The sequence below is a fragment of the Desulfovibrio legallii genome (assembly GCF_900102485.1).
GTDB lineage: Bacteria > Desulfobacterota > Desulfovibrionia > Desulfovibrionales > Desulfovibrionaceae > Desulfovibrio > Desulfovibrio legallii_A.
The window spans coordinates 18,334-42,240 of the sequence record NZ_FNBX01000004.1 but is presented as its reverse complement, the minus strand read 5'-3'; the positions used below and the strand labels follow the sequence as shown (position 1 = coordinate 42,240).

Here is a 23,907-nt window from a genome sequence, read left to right as displayed (position 1 = left end):
GGCATTGCAACTTTGAAATGCCCTGGCGGCTGCGTGAACAGACGCCCGCTGTGGGGCAGCGCGGCTCAGGGCTTGTCCTGCGGCGGCGCAATCCGGAACAGGCCGCTGATGACGGCCAGATCGTCCAAGATCGGCGCGGGCAGGTGTCGATAGGGCTGCATGACCGTGCCGGGGTAGCCTTCGGTGATGACGTGCAGGGCGCGCTCGTGGCTCACGCTCAGGCGGCGCAGATCCGGCGGGGCCGGACGTAGCGTTTTGCCGAAATCCGTCACCGAACCGTTGGCCGCATGGCAGACGGCACAAACCTCAATCCAGACCGTGAGCGCCTGCGGCGTGATGTCGTGCGGCGGTTCGGGCGTGGCGCTGAGCATGGCGAAGCGCCGCTCCAGCGTATCCAGCACTCCTTCCAGCTTTTCCCGGTCGTAGAGCCGAAAATAGGGCATGCCGGAACCGGGCACACCGTCCCGGATGAGGGCATAGGCATAGTCCCTGTCAGCCCTGATGGCGGCCAGATCCGCGGCGGGAATGCGCAGGAAGCGCGCTTCCGGCCCGTCGCCGCGCCCTTGCAGCCCGTGACAGGGCGCGCACGCCCCGTCATAGATGGTTTCGCCATTGTCATAAACCGTGCGCAGCTTGCGGGAAAAATTTTCCAGCGCCTTCTGACTGAAGGGGGCCAGTTCCGCCGCCCGCGCTTCCCTGGCGGCCACGGCCACGGCGTGCGCCGGGGCAAGGGCCGCATCCTGCAGCAGCTGCCGCCCCGTGAGCATGGCCGCAAAAACAATGGGCAGCAGCGCCAGCAGCGCCGGGGGCGCAGTGCGCCTTCCCGTGCGGCGCAGCACCCACAAACCGCCCAGCGCCGCCAGCAGCCCTACGGCCAGACTGGTCAGCACCGGGCCGCTCCAGCCCTTGCGCACGGTGAGTAGCAGCCCCAGGCCCAGGACCATTTGGGCCAGCAGGCTCCACCACAGCCAGCGGCGCAGCATAAGGGCCTTGCGGGGCTTATCCCTGGTGGAGAAAAAGAGGTGAAAGCCCGCGCCCAGCACCAGGGCCGCGCCCAGTACATGCAGGTAGCGCAGCAGCCAGTGCAGGGGAGGCGGCGCTTGGGGCCCAAAGCCCGCAGCGGCAAAAACGGGCCAGAGGTGGGGCCGCTCCATGAGGGAGAGCGCGCCGGTAAACACGGCGGGCACGGTCATGAGCGCCCCCACGCCCAGTATGCCGCAGACAACGGCCAGCCAGGCGCTGCTGGTCAGTTTGTGGCCAAAGGCGTCGATGAGCAGAAAGGCCAGGATCAGCAGGGGAATGATAGCCAGCCAGCTGTAGGAAAACAGCCCGGTGGTGGTGAAAAAAGCGTGAGAATAACGCACCTGCATTACCAGCAAAGGGGCCACGCCTAGCACCACGGCCAGGCTTTTGAGCCCCAGATGGCTGTGCACGAGATGGCTGTTCCAGGGCTGCTGGGCCGCGTCGTCGTGGAGCAGGGCGTGCAGAAACAAAGCCAGGCCCAGCATGGCCGTGCCCAACATCAGCAGTACAAACAGCAAGTGCAGCCCAAAGCTGATGAAAAGCAGGGCGTCCAGTACGCCCTCAGGCACAGGCAGGGCCAGGAAGAGGTCGTTCCACCGGGGCATGGTTACTTCTCCTTCACGGTCCGGTCCGTGCCGGCGTGCGCGGTGGCAAGGCCGTAAATATAGTGGGCCAGCAACAGACGCTCCTCTTCCGAGCCGGTAAAGGGCGTCATATAGGGGGCCAGGTGCTGGGTTATGCCCACCATGGCGGCCACGCCGTCCAGGCTGCGCCCGGCCAGGCGGTGGTCAATGCCGTTGATGCCGCTTTCCGCGTGGCAGACGCCGCAATTGGCGGCAAACAGCGCGCGCCCGGCCGTTTCGCGGGGGGAGAGCTTGCTCTCCACATTGATCCAGCTGGCGCGGGGCAGCAAGGGGGCATTGCGGGCCAGCAGGGCTTCGTTTTCCGCCAGGGGAATCTGGTTGGCGTACATGTAGCCCGGCACCAGGTAGGGGCCGCGCACAAATTCGCGCACCCGCTCAAACTCCATGAACAGGGTCACGCAGCAGAGCAAAGCCGGGATGCAGAGCGCGCGGCTGAGCAACGGCCTGCGGCACGCGCCCGCCAGCGCGGCCAGCACAATGCAGAGCGCCGCAGCGAGGTTGAGCAGCGGCAGAAAGTCCGGCAGCTGCGAAAGGTAGGAAGTGGCCACCGCAAACTTCCAGTGGGTCAGGTAGGTGGCCGGAATGCGCGAAAAGTAAACCCAGGCGCTGAGGCCTGCAACCAGGGCCGCCCCCAAGGCCAGCCCCCCGGTGCAGCGCAGCGCGCGGGCGCGTTGCGGCCCAGTGCCGTCAAAGCGCCAGGCTATCCAGCCCAGCGCCAGCAGCGCGCCCAGGCAGAGCCCCGCGCCCAGGCGCAGGAAAACCTGAGGAATAAAGGTGGGATTGAAGTAGGCCTCTGTAAATGCCTGGCCCCAGGGCCAGGCGTCCGGCGTGAGCATAAAGCCCAGAATGCCGGAGATGAGGATGGCGGAAATGACCGCCATGGTCACATAGCTCCAGCCCACGGCGGCCAGCAGGCCGGGGCGGCTTTCCTGCAGTTTGTCCCAAAGGTAGTAATAGATGAGCAGCAGGGAAACTTCAGAGGTAAAGGCCATCCATTCGATGAACCAGGGCCAGAAAAAGAGGTGGATAAGGGCGCCAATGCCCTCCGGCGCCAGTGCGCCGGTAATGAACCAGATGCCCACGCCGGTCACCGCGCCCACCGAGGTGGTGATGACCACGGCCGTGCCCAGCAGGCGGCGGGCAATGCGCGCCCAGAAGGCCCCCTTGCCGCGCCAGGCGAGCGTCTGGAACAGAACAAGCACCGTCATGAAGCCGATGGCCAGGCCGTGACTGATGAGCACGTGCAGCACGGCGTCCAGGGCGATGGTCATGCCGTCGCCCAGACCGGGAATGTGCAGGATGGGGAAGACCATGGCCTACTTTCCTTCCGGCAGGGGAATGACCCGCTCAATGGTTTCCGGATGGCTTGCCACAAACTTGGGCCTGGGGCGGCTGTTGACGAAGGCCGCCACATCCAGGGCTTCTTCCTGGCTGAGCGAAGGCGCGCTTTTGGGCATGAACTTCCAGGTAAATACGGAGAAGGTGCGCACCCGGTGCATGCCCGCGCCGTCGTTATAGGAGCCCTCGCCCCAGAGGGGTGGGGCGATGTCCGTACCCTGGCCGTCGTCGCCGTGGCAACGGGCGCAGACCTGGACGTAGACCTGCGCGCCTTTGTCCTGGTCCGGCTTGTGGGCGTTGCCCAGGTCGTGCGGCAAGGCCCAGGGCAGCTTGGCGTACACGGGAATGTCTTTGGAAATCCATTGCAGATAAACCAGCAGGGACTGCATGATCTGGCTGTCCAGAGCCGGGGCCTTGCCGTTCATGCTGCGCTCAAAACAGTCCTGCACCCGCAGGGCCAGGTCGGTCGTGTACTTCTGGCGGCTGCGGTACTGAGGGTAGGTGGCGGCCGTCCCCACCAGGGGGATGCTCTCAAGGCTGCGGCCGCCGTCAAAATGGCAGCTGGAACAGGAAAGCGCGTTGCCCGCGTAGCCTGTGGCGTACTTTTGGGTCTCAGTCATGATCTTGTAGCCCAGCAGCACCTGGGGCCGGATTTTTTCCGGCGCGTCCTCAGGGCGGGGAGGATTGAACAAGGCCTGAGGGCCTGCAGCCGATGAGGGCGTGGGCGCGGCCGACGCGGGCTGCGTCGCCGATATCCGTTTTACGGCTACGCTGGAACGGAAAAAGGAAAGTATCCAGACCCCCAACAGCAGCAGGAAGGTGACAAGAACCAGCGTCAGAAACAGATTGTGGTTTTTCATAGCAGCTCCGGAGGTGGAAACAGGCCGGTGGCGTGCCGCGCGGCAGGAGAACGCCGCAATGGCTACGGCGTAAAATGGCAATGCGTACTTTTTTCAAAGTACGCAAAGCGCTCCGGATGTCAATATGAACGGAAAAACGTAGCAAAAGACAAAGAAAAGCCGGGGCGCGGAACGGCCATAGTAAAAAGGACTTACCTGTCGGCGGGAGCGGGGGAAGTGATTTTTGCGCAGCGCGCGTACACGCCGTGCGCGGCCAGGAGCAAATCCGCCGGGGCAAGGCGCAGCTGCACACCGCGCAGCCCGGCGCTGACAAAAATGGCCTCCTGCCCCGCGGCGCTTTCATCCAGAAAAACGGGGTAGGCTTTCTTGCCCCCCAGGGGGGAGCAGCCCCCGCGCACATAGCCGGTGAGCGGACGCACCTCCTTGAGGGGGACCATGGCGACGTGCTTGTTGCCGGAAGCGGCGGCCAGAGCCTTAAGGTCCAGCTCCGCAGGGGCTGGGATGCAGGCCATGAGCACGCCGGTTTTGTCGCCCCTGGCCACCAGAGTTTTAAACACGCACTGGGGCGGCACGCCCAGCTTACGGGCCATACCGACGGCGGAAAGATCGGCCTCGTCCACCGGCGCGCTGTGGAGTGTAAAGGCTATGCCCAGGTTTTCCAGCAGGCGGGCGGCGTTGGTTTTGGGAATCTTAGGATGCGGAGACATGGGCTTGGGCGGCCGACTGCAGCCAGCGGCTGAGCTTCTTGCGCAGGACGGCCTGGTTGAAAGGTTTGGCTATGTGGTCGTCCATGCCGGCGGCGATCATTTCCTCCACGTTTTCGGGAAGGGTCATGGCCGTCATGGCAATGATGGGCAAATGGCCGCCGCCGCGCTGCTCCAGATAACGGCGGATTTCCCTGGTGGCGTGCAGACCGTCCATGACGGGCATGTAAATGTCCATAAGCACCAGGTCGTAGGCTGTGGAGCGCACCATGCGCACGGCTTCGCTGCCGTTCTGGGCCAGATCGCAGCGCAGGCCGGCCTGCAGCAGCATGGCCCTCGCCACTTCCTGATTGATCTCATTATCTTCCACTAGGAGCACGCGACGGTTCCGGAGAAGGTCCGGCAGCGGCGGCGCGGGCTCTTCCTCTGGCTGACAATAGATATTGCGGGCCGGGCGGCAGGGGAGGCGCAGGTGGAAGGTGGTGCCCTTGCCCAGCTCGCTTTCGCACCAGAGGCTGCCTTCCATCAGCTCTGCCATGCGTTTGCAGATGGTCAGTCCCAGGCCTGTGCCGCCGAAGCGGCGGCTGATGCTGGAGCTGGCCTGGGTATAGGGTTCAAAAAGGTGTTGCTGGTATTCCTTGCTGATGCCCATGCCCGTATCCTGTACGCAGAAGTGCAGGCAGTCTTCGCTGTTGCCGTTCTCGATCGTTATGAGCAGGCGCACGCCCCCGCTGGCCGTGAACTTCACGGCATTGCTCAAAAGATTGAGCAGCACCTGTTTGAGGCGCAGGCCGTCCCCCCAGAGCTTGCGCGGCACAAGGTCGTCCACCCGGCATTCATAGGAAAGCCCTTTTTGCTCCAGCGGAAAGCGGATGGAAGTGTGGACGAATTCCAGCACGTCGTCCAGGCTGTAGTTGGCCTCGTCCAGCACCATCTTGTTGGCTTCGATCTTGGAAAGGTCCAGGATGTCGTTGATGATGCCCAGCAGGCTGGTGGCCGAGGTGCGGATTTTTTGCAGATAGTCGCGCTGTTCCGGGCTGGGATTGGATTGCAGGGCCAGCAGGGTAAGGCCGATGATGCCGTTCATGGGGGTGCGGATTTCGTGGCTCATGTGGGCGAGAAATTCGCTTTTGGCCTGGGAGGCCATCACCGCCTTCTGCCGTTCGCGCTGGGTGTGCAGAAGATCTGTGACGTCCGTGGCAATGGAAAGCCGGACCAGCTTGTTGTTGTCCCAGTGGATGGCTTTGTCCACCACGGAAAACGAACGCTGGCTTTTCTCGTCCGTATAGGTCCATTGGTAGGGCGTGCCCGCTTGCCTGGCGATTATGGCATTGGTGCAGAAGGGGCACGGCCCGGCGCGCCCCATCAGCCGACGGTAGCAGATTTTGCTCCTGGAGTTGGGTTCGAGCGCGCTTTCCTGCTGTTTTTTGTTCATGAACAGGATTTCATAGGTATCCATATCCACAATGCACACGGGCTCGCTGAAGGCATTGAGAATGTCGCGCAACTGCTGGTGCTTGTGCTTGATCCTGTTGTAAAGCCGAAAGTGGAGCAGGGCAATGGCCAGAATATTGCTCATGAGATGGCAGATGCTGGATTCTTCCAGCGACCACGCCTGCTGGTGGCGCCTGCGGGTAAGACATATGCCCCCGTACAGGCCCCCTTCATGAATAATGGGAATGCAGTAGGCTGAAAGCACCTGGCGTTGGGCAAGAAAAGCCTTGAGCGGCGTTTCCGGCAGCGCATCCACCGCCTCAACAGCCAGGCCCTTGCGCTGGTCGAAGCTCTCCAACACCGGGGCCAGCTCTTCCAGTGTGGGATCCGGCAAGGTGCGGCCGTATCCGGAGCTTTGCCAGATAAGCGGCGCAGCCCAGTGTTCGCCTTGCCGCTCAACCAGCGTCACCTGCCCGCAGTGCAGCGTTTCCCCTATGGTCGCCAAGGCGGCAGCCAGAAATTCCTCCTTGTTGTCGTGCAACAGGGCGGCGCTGGTGATTTCCAGGGCCAGCACCAAAGGGTTGGCGCAGGCGAGGGTTGTGGGCTGCGGAAGGTCCGGCATGGGCGACTCAAACTCGTTGGTATTGTTTATTATATTTACAGGTGCTATAGCTCCTATCAAGGAAAAATGTCAAGAACCCCGCGAAAAAAATGCTTAAGTTCGAAATATCGTTAAAGGGCGCGCCGCGGCGTCATTTCTGGTCACGCCAGAGGCCGGCAAAGGCCTGCGTACGGCGGGCTTCATCGGCCCGCGCTTCTGCCGCAAGGTCATCGACAAGCCTTTGGGCGGCGCTGTGCAAGGCTTCCCTGTCGCCCGCATTGTCCACCACAAGGTCGCAGACGGCCAGCTTGCGCGCCTCCGGCCACTGCCAGGATTCAAGAGCCTCCAGCTTGTCCTCGCTCCAGCCGCGGGTTGCGCGGATGCGCCTATCGCGCAGTTCCCGCGGGCAGCGCACGCCGACCACCAGCGGTGCAGGCGTAAAAGCGCCCTGCCAGCCGCTTTCAAAATAGAGCGGCACCTCGGCCACAGCCAAGGACGCGCCGCCCGCCTCGGCCGTGGTCCAGAATTGCTCCACGGCTTTACGCACCAAGGCGTGCACCAGGCGCTCCACTTCTTGCCGCAGGCCGGGGCTATGGCGCATGGCGGCAAGCAGGGCAGTCTTGTCCACCCCGCCTTGCGGCGTCAGGATGTTCGCTTCCGGAGCCAGACGCGCCAGCCACGGTCCGGCTTCGCCGCCTGGCGCATAGAGCTGGGCCACAAGGGCGTCGGCGCTTACGGTGGGGATGCCCGCGCGCGCAAACTCTTCCGTCAGGGCGGATTTGCCGCTGCCGGGGTTGCCCGTTACCACCACGCGCCGCATGCGACGCCCGGCCGCTACGACAGTTTGCAGCATGTCCTCCGGAGGCGGGCAGGAAAAACGTAGGGGGACGCCGTCCACAGGGTGCGCAAATTCCAGCCGCCAGGCGTGCAGCATCTGGCGGGGAGCCAGGGCCCGCACATCCTTAGGCGCATAGAGGCGGTCGCCCAGCAAGGGGTACCCCACATGGGCCAGGTGAACCCGGATCTGATGGGTGCGGCCCGTAAATATGCGCACGGCCAGCAAGGAGCAGCGTCCGTCCGGCGCGCTCCAGAGCCGCCGCCAGACCGTGTGGGCGGGCTTGCCTCCCTGGGCCTCGGGCAGCACGGCACACTTGACCTTGACGGTAGGGTGGCGGCCCAGGGGTTCACGGCACGCGCCTTCCTCAGGGGGGCATCCGTGCACCAGGGCCAGATACTCCTTGTGCACGGCCCGGCGAGCAAAGGCGGCGCTCAGGGCCAGGCGGTCCGCCTCGGTCAGGGCCACGACCAAAAGGCCGCTGGTATCTTTGTCCAGGCGGTGGACAATGCCGGGGCGCAGGCCCTCCAGCTTCCTCAGCTGCGGGAACCGCACCAGCAGCCGCTGCACCAGCGTATGCTCCGGGCAGGAAGGGCAGGGATGCACGGTGAGCCCGGCGGGTTTGTTGCACACCGCCAGGTGTTCGTCGTGCCAGAGGATTTCCAGGTGGCCTTCCTCCGCCTGGAGGGGAGAATCCGCCTCTGGCATCAGGATTTCCACCGCCTGCCCCGCACGGGCGCGGCAGTCCGGGCTTGTTTGGGGCAGACCGTCCACTCGGCAGAGCCCGGCCCGGATGGCCTTTTGCAGCGCCGCGCGGGAGACGTCTGGCAGCGCCTGCCCCAGTGCGCGGTCCAGGCGCTGCCCGGCCGCGGTCGCCGGAATGCGCAGCTGCAGGGTTCTCACCGCAGCGTATCCGCCGGCGTGGACAGGGTGCGCAGCCTGTCCGCAAAGGTGACGGGCCGGTACAGGTTCGGCAATTCCGCGCCCGGCGTAATGGACGTGACCACGGCCCGGCCCAGAACCAGGCGGGCGTCGTCGTCGCCGTTTTCCACGACCCGCACGCCCCAGACATTGTGGAAAATGGCCGGGCGGCCGCGGTAATTGCCCACATAGAGCATGATGTGGCCGCGCATGCCCACCAGGCTGAGGAAGGGCACGCCGTAGCGCAGAATTGTGGCCTCTTTTTCAGCCGTACTCATGCCTTCCAGCGACATAACGGATCCCGTGCGGGCCTGGGCCACGGAATTTCGCGGCAGCCAGATGCCGAAAGGGGCCAGCAGGTCGCGGGTCAGAGCGGAGCAGTCCCGCAGGCCGAACATGCCGCCCCAGCCGTAGTGCTGGCCCAGCATAAGGTCGCCCAGCTGGGCCACCGTGCCGGGGGTGGGCGGCAAGGGCCAAGGGGCGGCGTCCGTGCGGGGCAGGGCCACGCTATCCGCTCCAGCCATGCCGTCAGGACCGCGCAGCGGCAGCAGCACGCGCAGCCGATCTTCGCCGTCCTGTCCCTCGCCCCGCAAGGGCAGCAGGGCGCCGATGCCGGCCGTGACCACATTTCCGTCCGTTGCGGCAAGGCGCACCTGGTCGCGCAGCACCGCGGCAAAGGGGCCGTTGCGATAGGCGCGCGCAAAGCCTGCGTCCACGGCGGCCACATCAGCCGCGGCCACCCAGCCGGCAGCTATGGGGCATTCAACAAAATGCCATTGTCCGTCCCTGGTGGTGTGGGCAATAAGCAGCGGCGTACCCACCGGAAGGAGAGAGTACTGAAAATAGTCAAAGGGGTTGGCCTGCGGGTTCGGCGTAGGTTCGGAAAAACGGGTTTCGTTGGTAGGCATTTCCCTCAGATTGGTGGCGCGCACAGTGATGGCCCGTGTACTGCGGGAAGGGAAATCGCCCATGTTCGCGTTGCGGCTTATGGCGTCCCACGCCTCCTGCGTCCAGCGCACGTCAGCGTACCGGAAGCCTCGCGCCCGGTGGAAAATGGCGGCTGCGTCGCGTTTGCGCACCGATGTCTTATCCATATCCCAGGGACCGAAGTAAATGCGCATGAAACGCGCTGCCTGCGCGTTCTGCTCCGCCACGGAAAACAGCGGTTTGTCCTTTCCGGCGCGCGAGGCGTAAACGTTCAAGTCCTGCGGGAAGCGGCGCAGATCCTCCACCGTGCCCATCCAGGAGGGCAGGCCGGCCTGATGCGGGGATTGCGCCTGCCGCCCGCCGCAGCCCTGAAGCAGGATCAGGCACGCGAGCGTAGCCAGCAACAGACCAAACCATGGAGCGAAGCCGCGACGCGCGCCTGTAAGCTCCCTCCCAAACTGGTGCATGTGTATCCCCCTTTTGCGTAATAGCCCGATAATAGCACCAGGTGCGCCGGCAGGGCAATGCCCGCTTTTTTGTGATTCAGGTTAAAATCGCTTGACAAAGCGGCGCGTAATCCGTAAACACAAACCTCGCTGTCACCATCGTCTATCCGGTTAGGACGGCGGCCTCTCAAGCCGTTAAGACGGGTTCAAATCCCGTTGGTGACGCCACTCTTCACAAAAGCGTGGAAATTCGCTCTGTTGGGCGAATCTCTACGCTTTTGCCTTTTCCCCAGAAAGCCCTCATGCGTACCCGGGTTCCTGCCCGTGCGCATGGGGGCTTTTTCATTTCTGCTTTGTCGATCCGCAGGCCGCTTCTTCTTTACCCAAAAGGGTACAGAGTGGGAAGCCCTGCCTTGAATGAATACTTCCTCGTGAAACTGCTCATGGAGATGTGACATGCAAATCGTAAGAACTGAAACTGAAATTGCCCGTGTGGAAAACTGGGCCCTGGAAGGCATTGAGGAGGCTGTCTTGCGGTGTTGTGCGGACGAAGGGAACACCGGAATGAGCTATAAACAGGGAATCGTGGATGCTTTGGCATGGCTCAGGGGAGACAGCGATACGGCTCTGGACGAGGATTAGCCTCAAGCGAAACGGCCCTCCGGGGCCGTCGTCGGAGCGTGGCGGCTCCGGCCTGATGATGCAGCCAAGACCCAAGGAGGATCACATGAAGAGGCATCGTAACGAAGAACAGAGGTTGCTGCTGGACGACATCTGCGATTCCAAGGATCCGGCGGTGCGGGATTTTATGACTCGCACTCTGATCGAGGAGATGGACAAAGCGCAAAAGCGCGCTCTTATCCGCACGGCCTACAAATTCAAGCACATGCTGAGCCCTCAGATGCAGCAGCGCCTGGTTGCGCAGTACCCGGCCCAGGCGATTGCGGCGTCGGCCTGACCGAGACGGGGAGGCAAGTCCATGATCAATCGCGTCACGCTGCTTGGCCGCCTGGGACACGATGTGGAGCTGCGCTATACCGCAACCACCGGTACGCCTGTTGCGAAGCTGCGGATAGCCACTGACGGCTCTTACAGGAATGCCGAGGGTGATCGCGTTGAGGCTACGGACTGGCACCAGGTGATCGCCTACGGCAAGGTGGCGGAGCTGTGCGCGGACCGCATCGGCAAGGGCAGTCTTGTCTATGTGGAAGGGGCCCTGAAAACCCGCAGATGGGTGGATCAGGGCGACATCACGCACTACGTCACGGAAGTAGTCTGCAGATGCATTCGCTTCCTGGATTTTTGGCATGCGGATGAACCGGGAGCGCCCGACGCTCCTGAAACGGCAACAGAGGCAACGACAGAAACTTTTTAGGAAAAAGACCAAAGAAAACCGCGCACTGTGCTGGAACACAATGCGCGGCCGCCCCTAGCGGGGAAGTCTCTCACAAACGTTGAAGAGACTATACCCGCAGCAGGACCAGGCGTCAAGCCTTGGGGGGCTTCTTCTTTGCCTTTTTTCCGCCAGAAAAAGAAGGCGGCGAAGCATGGAAACCCTGATTCCTTCTGCGCATTTTTTGCGGGTTAGCGACAAATTTTTTGCCGAATACATCTGTTATGATCCTGCCGTCAGCAGCCATGCCCGGTTTCTCTATGTGCTGCTGTCCCGACACTCCGCGAGAGGCATATGCGGGCTGCCGCAGCAGCTTTTGGCGCGGCTGTGCGATCTCAGCGTGCGCTCCATCCAGCACCACCTCAAAAGGCTGTCAGCACTTCAGTACATCAATATTGAGCAACAGTCGGACGGGCGCAATGCTTACCGGCTGCTGCTGAGTCCGCGGGCGCGCCACTATATCGCCTTGGCCGAGGCCGATCTGGCGACCTGGGCGGATAGCGCAGAATCTGCGTCTGCGCATGCGAAAAATCTGCGCATAGGGGGCGAAAAATCTGCGCCCTCTTATAAGAAGAAGAAAGAGAAGAATAATACCCCCCTTTCCCCCCTTCCCGCCGCACACCCATGCAAGACAGCCTCCTCTTGCAGGCCTTTCCTTGCGGCTGCGGGTCACCCTCTGCCCGCAGAGTCGGGGAGGGGGGATTCTTTTCCCACCCCAAGGGAAAATAGCCCGGCTTCAAGCGCAGCAGCTGCCTTTGAGCGCCTGTTCGCCGCCTGGCCGGTCAAAAAGGACAAAGCCATGGCGCAAAGGATTTTCCTGTCCTTGGCCAGCGCGCGCAAGCTGCCGATGCTTGATGAGCTGCTGTGCATAGTCGAGCGCTTCAAGGCCCATGACCGACACTGGCGCAACGGGTGCGTGCCCCTGCTCAGCACCTGGCTGCGCTGCCGGCGCTGGCAGGACGAGCCTTACGAAACCCCCACATCGGCACAGGCTTTCGGCGGGCCAGCACCTGCAACGCCTTTGGCACCGAAAAAGGCAGAAGATCTTCGGCGCTGCCTGCAGCGCCTGGAGGCGCAGCGCCGTCCGGATCCGAAATTGGAAGCGGCGCGCCCGCTCTTTGAGGCCCTGCTGGGCCGCTTTGTAGACGGCCAGACAAAGCGTGGTCCGGCCTGGGGCCTGTGGTCTGCGTTGTTCCGTCGCGGCAAAGCGCCGACGGTTGCGCAGCTGTCCCAGAATATAACCACGGGCATTTTGCCTTTCCTGCAAAACTGGCAGCGAGGCGTCTATGCCGCGGCTTAGACCCGGCATGGCGCGCGTCCAGTTCTACGCGGTGCAGCAGGAAGTCGTTGCCCTGCTGGAACAGGGCTACACCGTTGCGAGCGCCTACGACCTGCTCAGGACAGAGAAGAAAATAACCATGTGTTACGGGGCGTTCCGCGCTTACGCAAAGCAGAAGGACGGCCACCGCAAAGGCAAAAAGACGCCGTCGGAAAAATGCAGGCGGGAAGAGGCCCACAGCACAGAGAACTGCGGCGGAGCCAGGGAAAAACAGGAAGAAAAGCATGAAGGCCCGCGCATAGCCCAGGCCCCGGCCTCTAAGGCCGAGGCGGCCTTCAAAACGCAGGAACTCTCTGACGAAAGGCTCATTTAACAGGAAGCAACATGGCAACGATACATTTCATACTCCAAGGAAAAGGCGGGGTGGGCAAATCCATGATCGCCGTCATGCTTTATCAGGCGTTGCGGCATTTCGGAAAAGATGTGCTTGCCTATGATACGGACCCTGTAAACGCGACGCTGGCGTCGTTCAAAGAGTTCAGCGTGACTTCGCTGGACGTGATGAAGGACGGCAACATTGAACCGCGCAAATTTGACGTGTTGCTTGAAGCCTTGGTGACGGCTCCGGAAGAAGCGCATGTCATCGTGGATAACGGAGCTTCGTCTTTCATCGCCCTGGGCGCGTATCTGCAGGAAAACGACGTCCTGGCGCTGCTGGAGGAAGCCGGGCACACGGTTTTTTTCCATTCCATCGTCACGGGCGGCCAGGCTCTGGGCGACACGCTCCACGGCCTGTCGCGGATGTGCGTCGGCTTTCCGGACTCACCGATCGTCGTCTGGCTCAATCCGTATTTCGGGGACATTGCCGTGGACGGCAAAGGCTTTGAGGAGTTCAAAATTTACGAGAACCATTCCCGGCAGTTTCACGCTCTTGTGGTGCTGCCCCAGGGCAATAAAGCGCTGATCGGCAAGGATCTTGAGGAGCTTTTTGCTAAGCGCCAGAGCTTTGAGGCCGGCATCAACGCCAGTTCCACCTCCATAGCCGTGAAGGCGCGCCTGCGGCGCTACTGGAACCAAATCCTTTCCTGCGTTGAGCAGGCGGGCATTTGCTAGGAGCAGCGTTATGAAAAGTGATGATGGGAAAAAATTCCGAAGTGTCGTTGTCATTTCAGGTCACGAAAACTCCAGAGAAATAGATATATCCGTAAAATATTCCCCTGAATTGAATATTGAAGAGGGGGAGAAGAATCATTCTGTGCATTATCTCGGAACCATTCTTATGACTGTTGCTGGCCGCATATGTGCAAATCAGGACTTCCACGATAAACTGAGAGCTTTGCTTGAGGACGAGATCAATGGGTGATGACTTTCCTGAAATCAATGAACAGGACATCGCTCAGGTTCAGCCGGATGTTTCTGTCACGGAACCCGCTGTCAGCCAGCAAGCACTGCCGGATGGCTTTGGTCTTTCCGTGGAGGACGTGCGCGCGCTGCTGGCCAAAAAGCACGAGATGGCTGTGCCAAAGGATGATCCCCTCTTGATGATGGTCACGATCCAGAATGCCTTTCTGGAAGCTCAGACACAACTCCAGAAAAAGCACGAAAAGGCCCTGGCGGCGTTCATGAGCGAGCAGACCGCGGCTTACGTCAAAGGCGTGGAAGAAAGCATGGCCGACGTGTCGAAGACTTTGTCAGGCGTGACTCTTGAAGGCCTGCAGCAGGCCTCATCCGGGTTTGTCTCCAGCCTTACCGGCTTCAAAACGTCCCTGTACCTTTGTACGGCCGTCATGGCGCTTTCAGCTCTGATCAATGTGGCGGTCTTCGTCCTGAAGGCGGTGCAGCATGGATGAGCGCCTGCTGGAAAGCCTGGAATACAACTGCGGCGACCTCATCATGGGACCGCTGCGGGATGCGTCCGTCATTGAAATCATGCTTAACCCCGACGGCAGGCTCTGGATTGAAAAATATGGTCAGGAGCAGGAATGCATCGGCGATCTGCCCCTGGCCCAGGGCCGTCTGATATTGTCGCTTGTGGCCAGCGCCCTGGGTCAGACGGTGGACGCCCTGCATCCAGTCGTTGAAGGGAGCTTTCCCCTGGACGGCTCACGGTTTGAGGGCACGTTCCCGCCGTTGGTGGGGCCCGGCGCGTCGTTTTCGCTGCGCAAAAAGGCCTCGCGGGTCATAACCATGCGGGAATACCTGGAGCAGGGCATCATCGCGCCGGAAGTCGTGCCCATCATACGTCACGCCATTCTGGACCGCAAAAACATCGTCGTTGTGGGCGGCACCTCCAGCGGCAAAACGACGTTCGTGAACGCCATTATTCATGAACTGGATGAACTTTGCACGCACGATCGCCTGCTGATTCTTGAAGACACGGCAGAGCTGCAGTCACATGCGCCCAATTCCGTATTTTTCCTCACTTCCGAGCTTGCGGGCATCGGCATGCGCCAGCTCACTAAGGTCTGCATGCGCTATGCGCCGCGCCGGATTCTGGTGGGCGAGGTTCGGGACGCGGCCGCTCTTGAGCTGCTGAAACTGTGGAACACGGGCCATCCGGGCGGCGTCGGCACCTTCCACGCGGACAGCGCGGAAGAAGCATTGGAACGTCTGGAAGAACTGGTTGAAGAAGCCGGCGTCGGCCCCAAGCAGAAGCTAATCGGGCGGGCCATAGATATGATCATCTACATGGAAAAGACGCGGCAGAACACGCGCCGTCTGGCCTCTATAATTTCCGTCAACAAATTCAACGCGAAAGAAGGGCGCTATGAAACAAGGCGCCTCTATTCCGCCGCCTGAACGGAGGGAAACGATGCGTAACAAGGCTTTTTTCATACTGCTGGCCCTCTTCTTTGGACTCTGCCCGGAAGCGACTCTGGCCAGCGGCGGCATCACGGAATTTTCCAGTCCACTTGAAAAGGTGGTCAACACCATAACCGGTCCAGCCGGCAAATACATCAGCATCACCGCCATGGCCATCTGCGGGATCATCTTCATCATGAACAAGGATGATATAAGCGGCGGCTTCAAGCTGCTGCTTTCCGTGGTGTTCGGCATCTCCTTCATCGCATTCGCGGGGAGCATGGTGAACTCCGTATTCAGCTTTTCCGGGGCGGTCATCTGATGGAAACGCGGCGCGCTCCTGTCCATCAGTCGTTGCACCGGCACAACTTCGTGCTGGGCGCGGAACGCGAGCTTGCCATGGCTGCAAGCCTCATGGCTCTGCTTGTAGGCGTGGGCGGCATGACGCTGGTTTCCGCGGCGACGGCGACCATCTTCTGGACCTTGGCGATTTTCATCCTCCGGCGCATGGCCAGGGCAGATCCGCTTTTGAGCCGTGTATGGCTGCGGCATGTGAAGCAACAGGATTTTTACAGCGCCAAGGCAAGCTGCTGGCGGCCTCAGGGCGGTTTTAAAACAAAGCGATGAAGCCATGAAGATAAACACCAGCGCACTGTTGCTCTGCGGTCTGCTTCTGCTCGCCGGCGGCTGCGTTCTGCGGAGTCCCGCACAGACGTCCTTTGACGGCCTGAGCGCGGCGTACGCCAACGACGCGCGCATTCTCGCGACCCGCACGGCGGAAGAGCTGGCCCGACGTCATGCGCCAGCACATACACCTGTGGTCCTGGACCGAGCGCCTGGCGTGTTCGGCGACGTGCTTGAACAGCAGCTGCGGGCGGCCGGGTTCGCTCTGGCTTCCTCCGGCTCCGGGCTTGGCGTGAGCTACAGGCTGGGCACGCTGGAGGCCGACGGCACCCCCCAGCAGGGTTATGTACAGGTGGCCTGCTCCGACGGGCAGATGTTCAGTTTCACCCGCGAAGTTTTCACGGGCACGGAACCACCTCTTGCAGATGCCCTGCCGGAAGAGCACCCGCTGGAATCCCGTCCGCTTCCGGAACGTGCGCCTATGGCGACAGTTCCGGATCAGGCATCCGCAGCGGCCATGCTGGCCGCTACTCCCAGCGTCAAGGTATATCCCGTAAGGAGAACGGCTACTGCCGCCGTTGTGGCCAGGCGCAGCGGCGTTCCGGTCAAGGATTTCTGCCGCTGGAACCAAGTCGCCCCCACCACGACGCTGGCCAAAGGCTCTCCGGTCTACCTGTCGGAGCCGCCTGTTGGCATCATTCCCGTAGCTTCCTCTGTTCCCTCGCCTGCCGACGTTCCTGAAGGGCAGCCCGTTCCCCAGGCCGTCACACCCACGCCCATGCCGGATCCGGTATCCCTGCCCAGCCGCGCCCAGACCTCGCCGGCACTGACGCTGGAAAAGCCCAAGCCCAGCGAACCCGTGGCATACGCGCCGGTTAACATGCCGACTGCACCTTCCCCGGAAACAAGCGCTCCGGTAACGGAGCCGCCAGTGGCTCCAGCGCCCTCAACACCGACGGTTTCCAGCGAAGCCCCCACGCCGGTAGCCGCCACGGCCATTGAGGCCGTGCCTGTCTGGGAGATCCACAAGGGCGAAATGCTGCGTGCCCTGATGGAGGGCTGGGCCGCTATAGCCGGTTACAGCCTGATCTGGAATGCCCAGAACGACTATGAAATGCGGAGTTCCGCGACCTTCTCCGGTGTCTTTGTGGATGCGGTGAAGAGCTTCTTCGCGGCTCTTCAGGCCAATGGCCTTGCCCTGCGTGTGACCATCTACCAGGGCAACAAGGTCATGGAAGTGTCGGAACATTAGCAAGGACGGGATGATGCGGATGCACACGAGACAGGATTTCATCGCGCTTGCCGGAATATGCCACCACGTCAAGCTCATAGGATACCTGGCAGTTGAGCCAGAACTCCGCACTGTTGCCGAAGTAGGCGGCAAGACGCACCGCAGTGTCGGCGGAGATGCCGCGCTTGCCGGCAACAATGCTCTGAATGCGGCTCTGCGGCATGCCGGTGTCCAGCGCAAGGCGGGTCTGGCTTATGCCCATGGGCTTCAGAAACTCCTCCTGCAGAATTTCACCCGGATGTACGGGCGGCATGCGGTCACTCATGGCGTTCTCCTAGTGATAGTCAACAATTGCAACAGAATGAGCGTTTCCGTCTTTCCAGACGAAGCATATCCGCCATTGGCCGTTGATGCGGATGCTGTGCTGTCCGGCCCGGTTCCCTTTAAGCGCTTCCAGACGGTTTCCGGGAGGGACGCGCAGGTCGTTGAGAGAAACGGCGCTGTGCAGGACTTTCAGCTTGCGCATGGCGGCGCGCTGGATGTCCGGCGGCAGGCCGGGAATGCGAACCCCCTGAAACAAAAGCTCGGCGCGGCTGTCCCTGAAGCTCAATATCATGATGAAAAAGTAACACTAAAAAGATGTTACTGCAAGCGTATAATCCGGGGTGCGGTATGAAATTTTTCAATATATCCGCGCAGACAACCCTTTTTCTTCTTGGAGCGCTTTTTTTCGGCTGTGCTCATAAAGGCGCGCCGGACCAGGAACTCATAGAATCCAAGGGCCGGGACTTTACCACGCTTTCGCGCTCCAGGGCGGTGGACGTGGTTGCCGAACCCTACGTGGGCGTGAAGGCCGTGCCCATCCGGGCGGACGAGCAATCCCAGGCGGCGCTCAATACCCATGTGACGCTGCGTAAGCGTGGCACCTTGGCGGACATTGCCGCAACCATTGCGGATCTGACGCCTATGACCGTTCAGGTGGGCGTAGACCCCGCGCCCTTGGGAGGCGCGGATAGCCAGAAAAAAGGGAAGAGCGACACCGGCCTGGATCTTCCGGACCTGCTGAATGTGCCCGGTTCCGGCACGTCGCGGGTATTGAATATTTCGTATGACGGTACCTTGCGCGGCCTGCTGGACCATGTGTCCATCGCTTCCGGTTATGGCTGGGATTATGACTCCAGGACGAACAGCGTTGTCTTTTCCCGTCTGACGGTTCGGACATTCACAATTCTGGGCGCACCGGGCAAGCGCGAATACAAGGACAATATCACCAATAAATCAAAGGAAACCACGCGCTCCAGCATCGGCGGCTCTAATGTCAATCAAACAGTGGCTACTTCCGACACTTCCAGTCAGACGGCGCAATCCAATACCACCCAATATGCCTTTGATATCTGGGCAGATATGGAAAAAGCCGTCAAAGCCCTGCTCTCTCCGGAAGGCAGTGTGGTGGGCAACCAGGCTGCCGGCACAATCACTGTTCGGGACCGTGCTGAAAATGTCCGCCAAGTCGGCGGATATGTGGCGGAAATTAATAAACGCCTGTCGCGGCAGGTGGCGTTGACGGCGCATGTGTGGGCGCTGGAAGTCACGGATGAAAACGAGGCGGGCCTGGACTTGCAGGTTCTCTTCGCCAATGACGCCATTTCTGTGGCTGCCGGCAGCCTCTCGGCACTGGGGGGCGCGGGCACGGCCACGGCGACCGTGGTTTCCGGCAAGCTGAAGAACTCCACGGGCGTACTGAAGGCCTTGAAAGATTGGGGCAACGCCACCCAGGTCACATCAGGCGGCGGACTGATTCTCTCAAACCAGCCCGTGCCCATCCAGGCCATCCAGCGCATCAACTATATCGCGGGCTCGTCCACGTCCCAGTCCGATTACGGTCAGACTACGGAGATCACCCCTGGCGAAGTGACCACTGGTTTTGCCATGACGGTCATACCGCACATCCTGGACCGGCGGCGTGTACTGCTCCAGTACAGCATCAACCTTTCCAGCCTGGACGAGCTGAGCGAATATTCGACCAATGACCTGACGATTCAGCTGCCCAAAACGTCCACCCGCGCCTTCAGCCAGCGGTCTACCATGCAGATGGGGCAGACGTTGGTGCTGGCCGGATTTCAGGACCAGACACAGAAGCTGTCTAAGAGCCTGGGCCTGCTCAATTTCGGCAGTGGGGCAAAGTACGCAAGAACGCTGCTGGTCATAACCATCGAAGTGGAATCCGCTGGTGGCGGGACTGAGGATTAATGTCATGCGTATGGTCATCATCAACAAGCGTCCCTGGGCCGTGGGTCTGGACTGGTCTTCTACCAGGATGGAAAAGCTCTCTCGTCCTCAGCTCCTGGAATTGGCGAGAAAAATTGATGCGTCATTCGACATGCTTGCCGTCCAGCGCCGTTTATATGGGTTCGGCGCGAGCGGCGGGCGTCCGGAAGACTGGACAAAGGCCCGTTCGCTGGCGGCCTTTATCTCGCTTCCTCCGTCTTTTCTTGGCTTGTTTGCCCTGACAGACGTGCAGGGGGAGGCCTTCTGGTGGGTTATCGGCCGTCAGAACGGTCAGAACGTGGGCCAGGGCGACGCCGTGTATGCAACGCGACAGGAGGCAGCACAGGAGCTGAAGAGCCTGAATGAGCTCCTGGACAACAGCATCGCCGAGGTTGTTACATTTGACGATCCGGTGCGGAGCCTCGCCTGGCTGGAGCCTCTGCTGCACGTCGGCGTGGGCGCAGCGCTGCGCCGTCGCGGCTGCCTTGAACCGCTTGAAGGGACTTCCAGGCGCGTCTCGCCAGCCGTCCTGTTGGGGGCGGCCGGTCTGGGTCTGCTGCTCGGCATCGGCCTGACCATCGACGCATGGCTGGACCGCCAGGCTGAGCAGGCTTCGCTGGAGGCTGCGCGGTTGGCCAGATTAGACAAGGAACAGCGCCGCTTGGAACTGCTGGCCCATCCTGAAAATCATTTTGACCAGACATGGACCGACGCGCCGCTGGCTATGGACGTGGCTGTGCCCTGCATGGAAGCGTTACTGGCTCAGCCTACGGTAGTCAACGGTTGGCAGCTTTCCGAGGCTTCATGCTCAGGCAGGGCCATGAGCATCGTCTGGGCTCACAAACCTCAGGCCTCATTTTTGCTGCTGCCGTCGCATGCATCCCTGAAAACGCCGCAAGTGGCCGTATCCCGGCTGACGCTTGCCTCTGGCCGTACCCCGCGCACGGGGCAACACTATCCCGATCTGCTGACACGCGAAGGCGTGACACGACATTTGTACGAAATCACCCAACAGGCAGGCTCACGGCTGCGCCTGACGTTCAGGAAGCCGGAAACCCGCAGCATTGAAAGGGTGCAGCTGACGGCCCCCTGGATCAAGGGAGAGTGGATACTTGAAGCCGTTCCCGGTTCTTTGTTGCAGGAAGAGCTTTGGCGCGCGCTGTCTGCTTTGCCGGGCCTGACGCTGGAGCAGATCCGGGTCAAGGACGGCACATGGTCGCTCTACGGCGCTGTTTACGTCAAGGAAAAGTGAGGATGGTTATGCGGGTTACCAAAAGAGCAAAAATCATCTGGGGTGTTTTGCTGGCTCTGTCCCTGGCTTTTGCCGGGCTGCTGGCGGCAAGACGGTTCTCGTCTTCGCCCACGCCGCCGTCTGTTGCGGTCGCCGCGCCCGTTCAAAAGAAATCCGCGCCGCAAGCGGCGAGCGGGAAGAAGGATGCCGGCAGAATTCCTGACGCGGTTCCAGTCTCGAACACTATTGCTCAGGCCGTCGCCGGCCGCCTGGGCAGGATCACGGAACTGCAGGCTCAAGAACAGGAGCTGAGGCTTGAGGCCAGCATTGCAAAGCTGCGCAAGGAAAAAGAGGAGGCATTGCGCGCGCCGGCTGTGCCGTTGTCTTTGCCGGCCCTGACGCCGCCTGCGGCGTCTTCGCCAGCGCCTGCCGCCGTTGAACGCCGGTCCGGCGGGGGACTGCGCGTGGTGTCCGTCCAGGGAGTGGGCGGGCAGCTTTCAGCCACGGTGCGCACCGGCAGCGGCCAGGTCGTTGTGCGTCCCGGATCCCGTCTGGGCGACGCCGTAGTGACGAGCATATCCCGGCACGGGGTAACTGTCCGCCGGGGCGGAAAAATCAGCTCTTTGCCTTTTGAGTAGGGACTCCATTATGAATGACAATGCAAGGAACCGCGCGGCCAACAGCGCTCCCGAGGCTCTGTTCTTCGACGATTTTGAGCAGGTTTCGGAAAAAGTGCGCGGCAAGGTAGCCCTGATCGACGGCGTGCTGCACATTTCCGCAGACCTGAAGGGCGATCTGAACATGGTGGCTCTGGTGTCCCGCCTGCGCAGACGGGGCATAGCCAAGCTGGAGTTTCACAAGCCCAGTGAATTTGAACGAAGTTACGCTAAATTCGCCGTGCGTCGCGCCAGAGGGCAGAACGAAATCCAGCAGATGGCCATAGATCTGATTGCCCGCGCCCATAAGGCCGGGGCATCCGACATCCATATTGTGGACACCGGCACATATACTCGCATCAAATTCCGCGTGCTGGGCCTCCTGCGTGAGGATTCGCAGATGGAGGCGGAGACCGGGCGGCAGATGATCTCCACAATCTACGGCATCCTCGGCCAGTCCGCAGACTCGCCTTCGTTCAACGCCATAGAGCGTCAGGACGGCCGCATCGTCAAGCGGGACTACCTGCCGGAAGGCGTGCACTCTGTGCGCATTCATACCGAACCCATCGAATGCGCTCACGCCGAAAGCGGCACAGGCACGTTCATGGCTCTGCGCCTTCTGTATGACTCCACCAGAGCCACCGGCACCCTTGAAGAGCGGCTTACGGCCCTGGGCTTCGCGCAGAGCCAGTGCCGGGACATGGATTTTCTGACCAAGCGGACAGGCCTGACAGTGATTTCCGGTCCCACAGGGCACGGCAAATCCACCGTTCTGAAACACACCATGGAGGCGCAGACAGAAACTGCGCCTGAAAAAGCCTACCACAGCGTGGAGGATCCGCCGGAATTTTACATGCGCGACGTGAACCAGATCAAGGTAACGACCAAGGCAGAAGGCGATTATGACCGCGCTCGTCGTGCGGCTGCCTACATCAATGCCATCGCCGGAGGCATGCGCTCAGATTCGGACGTGTTCATGATCGGCGAGATCCGTTACCCGGAAGCGGCTGTGGCGGCCATCGACGCCGCGCTGACCGGGCAGTCCGTCTGGGCGACGCTGCATGCCAACAACGGTTTCGGCATCGTGACCCGCTTTGAATCGCTTCTGCGGTCTGCGGGCTACAGGGATCCTCTGGACGTGCTCTGCGATCCCAACGTGCTGGCCGGCCTGGAATATCAGCGTCTCATCCCGAAACTCTGCCCGCACTGCAAAATTCCCTGGCGAGAGATCAGCCGCGCAGCGCGCGGCATGCATATCCCTGAAGACGTGTACCAGCGCCTTTCGCGCGTCATGGAGCTGGAAGAGATTGAGGGCGATTCCACGCATGAGGGCATTTTTGTCCAGAACTATGAGGGCTGCCCCCACTGCCTTTCCGGCCTAATGAACCAGACCGTAGCCGCGGAAGTCATTGTGCTGGACATGGACATCCTGGGCCTGCTGCGCGCCGGCCGGCTGACGGAAGCCCACGCCGCATGGCGAGAAAAGGGCGGCATGACCTACATTGAGCACGCCCTGCAGCACGTCCGCCAGGGTCTTGTGGATCCTGTCCGGGCGGAAAGCCGCCTGGGTGTACCCTGGACGTTCAACAAGTTTTTCGACCAGTCCAGGACGGCGTAATATGAATATTCAGGAAAGCATAGCCCGCCTGTCCTTCAACGCGCCCATGCGTGTAAGAACCTGGAAAAAACTGGCCATGCAGGCGCGTTACGGTCAGCCGCTCAAGGACAGCCTGCGCAGTTTGCGTGACCAGGCGCAGCGCCGCAATCCGACCCTGGCCGGAATCTTCGGCCGCATTTTGGAACACATCAGCAATGGCCACAACCTGGGCACAGCCTTGACCGGATTTGCCTCGCCGGAAGAGATTATGCTGATCGCCTCCGGCCAGAAGGCCGGCAAGCTGCAGGATGGTCTGCTCATGGCGGCCGAATTGCTGGATGCCCGGCGCAAGATCGTGGGGGCGGTGGCCAGCGCTCTGACTTATCCGCTTTTCCTGCTGTTTCTGGCGGCGAGCATGCTGGCCGTGGTTTCCTTGTACGTTATGCCGGAGCTTGCGCAGTTGTCCGATCCTGACAAGTGGACCGGATTTGCGCGTGGCCTGTATGTGGTCAGCGCATTTACGGCGTCCTGGGGCGGCCTGCTGGTGCTTGTTCTGCTGACTGGCGGCTGCGTCGCGCTCGTGCTCACGCTGCCGCTCTGGACCGGACCGCTCCGCAGGCTGGCCGACAGGCTGCCGCCCTGGTCCATGTACCGCTTGACCGTAGGGGGCGTCTGGCTGTTCACGCTGGCGACGCTGATGCGTTCCGGCATGCAGCTTTCACACATCCTCCATACGCAACTGGCCTCTGAAAACACCAGCCCATACCTGCGCGAACGGATCCTGGCCATCAACGACCAGGTGGGGCGTGGGGAAAACATCGGCGAGGCCATGTACCTTTGCGGTCTGGATTTCCCTGACCGGGAGCTGATTGACGACTTCCGCGTCTTTGCCGGTCTGCCGCACTTCAAGGATCAGCTTCAGGATTTTGCCCGCGACTGGCTTCAGGAAGGCATTGCCGCAATCCAGCGCAAGGCGCGAATGCTCAATATAATATTTTTACTGCTGATTATAGGACAGATGGTTCTGATCGCCATGTCGGTCATGGATCTGCAATCACAGATTTCAACGCAAACGATGGGGATTCTGTAATGA

The 23,907-nt window shown here is 61.3% G+C and carries 26 protein-coding genes, 1 tRNA gene and 1 other RNA gene; 19 read left to right on the top strand and 9 right to left on the bottom strand.

Going from position 1 to position 23,907, the window contains the following annotated elements; translation table 11 throughout:
- Nucleotides 1-65: 65 nt before the first annotated feature.
- The 7 genes from BLS55_RS03620 to BLS55_RS03590 all read right to left on the bottom strand — a co-directional run bounded on the left by BLS55_RS03620 (nt 66) and on the right by BLS55_RS03590 (nt 9,754).
- Nucleotides 66-1,628, bottom strand: a complete 1,563-nt coding sequence (locus BLS55_RS03620) for a c-type cytochrome (protein ID WP_092153009.1) — start codon at nt 1,626-1,628, stop codon at nt 66-68.
- A gap of 2 nt (nt 1,629-1,630) precedes the next feature.
- A complete protein-coding gene (locus BLS55_RS03615) occupies nt 1,631-2,980 on the bottom strand; it encodes a c-type cytochrome (protein ID WP_092153008.1) in 1,350 nt (449 codons plus the stop codon).
- 3 nt (nt 2,981-2,983) lie between these two features.
- Complete coding sequence (locus BLS55_RS03610; protein WP_092153007.1) at nt 2,984-3,865, bottom strand: c-type cytochrome; 882 nt, start codon at nt 3,863-3,865, stop codon at nt 2,984-2,986.
- Between the two features lie 191 nt (nt 3,866-4,056).
- Nucleotides 4,057-4,572 (bottom strand): Cys-tRNA(Pro) deacylase, encoded by a 516-nt coding sequence (gene ybaK / locus BLS55_RS03605; RefSeq protein ID WP_092153006.1) that lies wholly within the window; start codon nt 4,570-4,572, stop codon nt 4,057-4,059.
- Complete coding sequence (locus BLS55_RS03600) at nt 4,556-6,625, bottom strand: ATP-binding protein (protein WP_092153005.1); 2,070 nt, start codon at nt 6,623-6,625, stop codon at nt 4,556-4,558. Before BLS55_RS03600 ends, ybaK begins: the two co-directional genes overlap by 17 nt.
- 130 nt (nt 6,626-6,755) lie before the next feature.
- Nucleotides 6,756-8,342 carry a dephospho-CoA kinase gene (locus BLS55_RS03595; RefSeq protein ID WP_092153004.1) on the bottom strand — a complete coding sequence of 529 codons (1,587 nt, stop codon included), beginning with the start codon at nt 8,340-8,342 and terminating at the stop codon, nt 6,756-6,758.
- Nucleotides 8,339-9,754, bottom strand: coding sequence for an NlpC/P60 family N-terminal domain-containing protein (locus BLS55_RS03590; RefSeq protein ID WP_092153003.1), 1,416 nt, complete (start codon nt 9,752-9,754; stop codon nt 8,339-8,341). Before BLS55_RS03590 ends, BLS55_RS03595 begins: the two co-directional genes overlap by 4 nt.
- A gap of 131 nt (nt 9,755-9,885) precedes the next feature.
- Between BLS55_RS03590 and BLS55_RS03585 the strand changes: the two genes are divergently transcribed.
- The 14 genes from BLS55_RS03585 (at nt 9,886) to BLS55_RS03525 (ending at nt 17,083) form a co-directional block, all read left to right on the top strand.
- Nucleotides 9,886-9,961, top strand: a tRNA-Glu gene (locus BLS55_RS03585).
- A gap of 228 nt (nt 9,962-10,189) precedes the next feature.
- A complete protein-coding gene (locus BLS55_RS03580) occupies nt 10,190-10,375 on the top strand; it encodes a hypothetical protein (RefSeq protein WP_092153002.1) in 186 nt (61 codons plus the stop codon).
- 4 nt (nt 10,376-10,379) lie between these two features.
- An RNA gene (locus BLS55_RS03575) (hammerhead ribozyme type II) lies at nt 10,380-10,445 on the top strand.
- A gap of 15 nt (nt 10,446-10,460) precedes the next feature.
- Nucleotides 10,461-10,691: a hypothetical protein gene (locus BLS55_RS03570; RefSeq protein ID WP_257243124.1), complete on the top strand. Its 231-nt coding sequence runs from the start codon at nt 10,461-10,463 to the stop codon at nt 10,689-10,691.
- 21 nt (nt 10,692-10,712) lie between these two features.
- Entirely contained in the window at nt 10,713-11,108 is a 396-nt protein-coding gene (locus tag BLS55_RS03565) for a single-stranded DNA-binding protein (RefSeq protein WP_092153001.1), read from the top strand.
- A 172-nt stretch (nt 11,109-11,280) separates the two neighbouring features.
- The gene (locus tag BLS55_RS12070; protein ID WP_180365385.1) at nt 11,281-12,426 is read left to right on the top strand and encodes a hypothetical protein; all 1,146 of its coding nucleotides are present in this window, start codon (nt 11,281-11,283) and stop codon (nt 12,424-12,426) included.
- A complete protein-coding gene (locus BLS55_RS03555; RefSeq protein ID WP_143339512.1) occupies nt 12,413-12,778 on the top strand; it encodes a TraK family protein in 366 nt (121 codons plus the stop codon). Before BLS55_RS12070 ends, BLS55_RS03555 begins: the two co-directional genes overlap by 14 nt.
- Nucleotides 12,779-12,789: 11 nt before the next feature.
- Nucleotides 12,790-13,518, top strand: a complete 729-nt coding sequence (locus BLS55_RS03550) for a nucleotide-binding protein (protein WP_092152999.1) — start codon at nt 12,790-12,792, stop codon at nt 13,516-13,518.
- A gap of 10 nt (nt 13,519-13,528) precedes the next feature.
- A complete protein-coding gene (locus BLS55_RS11825) occupies nt 13,529-13,768 on the top strand; it encodes a hypothetical protein (protein WP_143339511.1) in 240 nt (79 codons plus the stop codon).
- Nucleotides 13,761-14,255 carry a hypothetical protein gene (locus BLS55_RS03545; RefSeq protein WP_092152998.1) on the top strand — a complete coding sequence of 165 codons (495 nt, stop codon included), beginning with the start codon at nt 13,761-13,763 and terminating at the stop codon, nt 14,253-14,255. The genes BLS55_RS11825 and BLS55_RS03545 overlap by 8 nt, the downstream gene beginning before the upstream one ends.
- Nucleotides 14,248-15,204: a P-type conjugative transfer ATPase TrbB gene (gene trbB, locus BLS55_RS03540; RefSeq protein WP_092152997.1), complete on the top strand. Its 957-nt coding sequence runs from the start codon at nt 14,248-14,250 to the stop codon at nt 15,202-15,204. The genes BLS55_RS03545 and trbB overlap by 8 nt, the downstream gene beginning before the upstream one ends.
- Before the next feature lie 13 nt (nt 15,205-15,217).
- Nucleotides 15,218-15,529: a TrbC/VirB2 family type IV secretion system protein gene (locus BLS55_RS03535; protein ID WP_092152996.1), complete on the top strand. Its 312-nt coding sequence runs from the start codon at nt 15,218-15,220 to the stop codon at nt 15,527-15,529.
- A complete protein-coding gene (gene trbD, locus BLS55_RS03530) occupies nt 15,529-15,834 on the top strand; it encodes a conjugal transfer protein TrbD (RefSeq protein WP_092152995.1) in 306 nt (101 codons plus the stop codon). Before BLS55_RS03535 ends, trbD begins: the two co-directional genes overlap by 1 nt.
- Nucleotides 15,835-15,838: 4 nt before the next feature.
- Nucleotides 15,839-17,083 carry a toxin co-regulated pilus biosynthesis Q family protein gene (locus BLS55_RS03525; protein ID WP_092152994.1) on the top strand — a complete coding sequence of 415 codons (1,245 nt, stop codon included), beginning with the start codon at nt 15,839-15,841 and terminating at the stop codon, nt 17,081-17,083.
- Here the strand turns inward: BLS55_RS03525 and BLS55_RS03520 are convergent.
- Both BLS55_RS03520 and BLS55_RS03515 read right to left on the bottom strand, forming a co-directional pair.
- Nucleotides 17,061-17,387 carry a HigA family addiction module antitoxin gene (locus tag BLS55_RS03520; RefSeq protein WP_092152993.1) on the bottom strand — a complete coding sequence of 109 codons (327 nt, stop codon included), beginning with the start codon at nt 17,385-17,387 and terminating at the stop codon, nt 17,061-17,063. The genes BLS55_RS03525 and BLS55_RS03520 overlap by 23 nt on opposite strands.
- Nucleotides 17,388-17,396: 9 nt before the next feature.
- Nucleotides 17,397-17,678 carry a type II toxin-antitoxin system RelE/ParE family toxin gene (locus BLS55_RS03515; protein ID WP_092152992.1) on the bottom strand — a complete coding sequence of 94 codons (282 nt, stop codon included), beginning with the start codon at nt 17,676-17,678 and terminating at the stop codon, nt 17,397-17,399.
- Nucleotides 17,679-17,734: 56 nt separating this feature from the next.
- Between BLS55_RS03515 and BLS55_RS03510 the strand changes: the two genes are divergently transcribed.
- Genes BLS55_RS03510 through BLS55_RS03490 form a run of 5 tightly spaced genes read left to right on the top strand, consistent with a single transcriptional unit; the run spans nt 17,735 to nt 23,904 of the window.
- Entirely contained in the window at nt 17,735-19,312 is a 1,578-nt protein-coding gene (locus tag BLS55_RS03510; protein WP_092152991.1) for a secretin N-terminal domain-containing protein, read from the top strand.
- Between the two features lie 4 nt (nt 19,313-19,316).
- The gene (gene pilO2, locus BLS55_RS03505; RefSeq protein WP_092152990.1) at nt 19,317-20,582 is read left to right on the top strand and encodes a type 4b pilus protein PilO2; all 1,266 of its coding nucleotides are present in this window, start codon (nt 19,317-19,319) and stop codon (nt 20,580-20,582) included.
- Nucleotides 20,583-20,584: 2 nt separating this feature from the next.
- Nucleotides 20,585-21,199 carry a type IV pilus biogenesis protein PilP gene (pilP, locus tag BLS55_RS03500; RefSeq protein WP_092152989.1) on the top strand — a complete coding sequence of 205 codons (615 nt, stop codon included), beginning with the start codon at nt 20,585-20,587 and terminating at the stop codon, nt 21,197-21,199.
- A gap of 10 nt (nt 21,200-21,209) precedes the next feature.
- Nucleotides 21,210-22,835: an ATPase, T2SS/T4P/T4SS family gene (locus BLS55_RS03495; RefSeq protein ID WP_092152988.1), complete on the top strand. Its 1,626-nt coding sequence runs from the start codon at nt 21,210-21,212 to the stop codon at nt 22,833-22,835.
- Nucleotide 22,836: 1 nt separating this feature from the next.
- Entirely contained in the window at nt 22,837-23,904 is a 1,068-nt protein-coding gene (locus tag BLS55_RS03490; RefSeq protein ID WP_092152987.1) for a type II secretion system F family protein, read from the top strand.
- Nucleotides 23,905-23,907 lie beyond the last annotated feature (3 nt).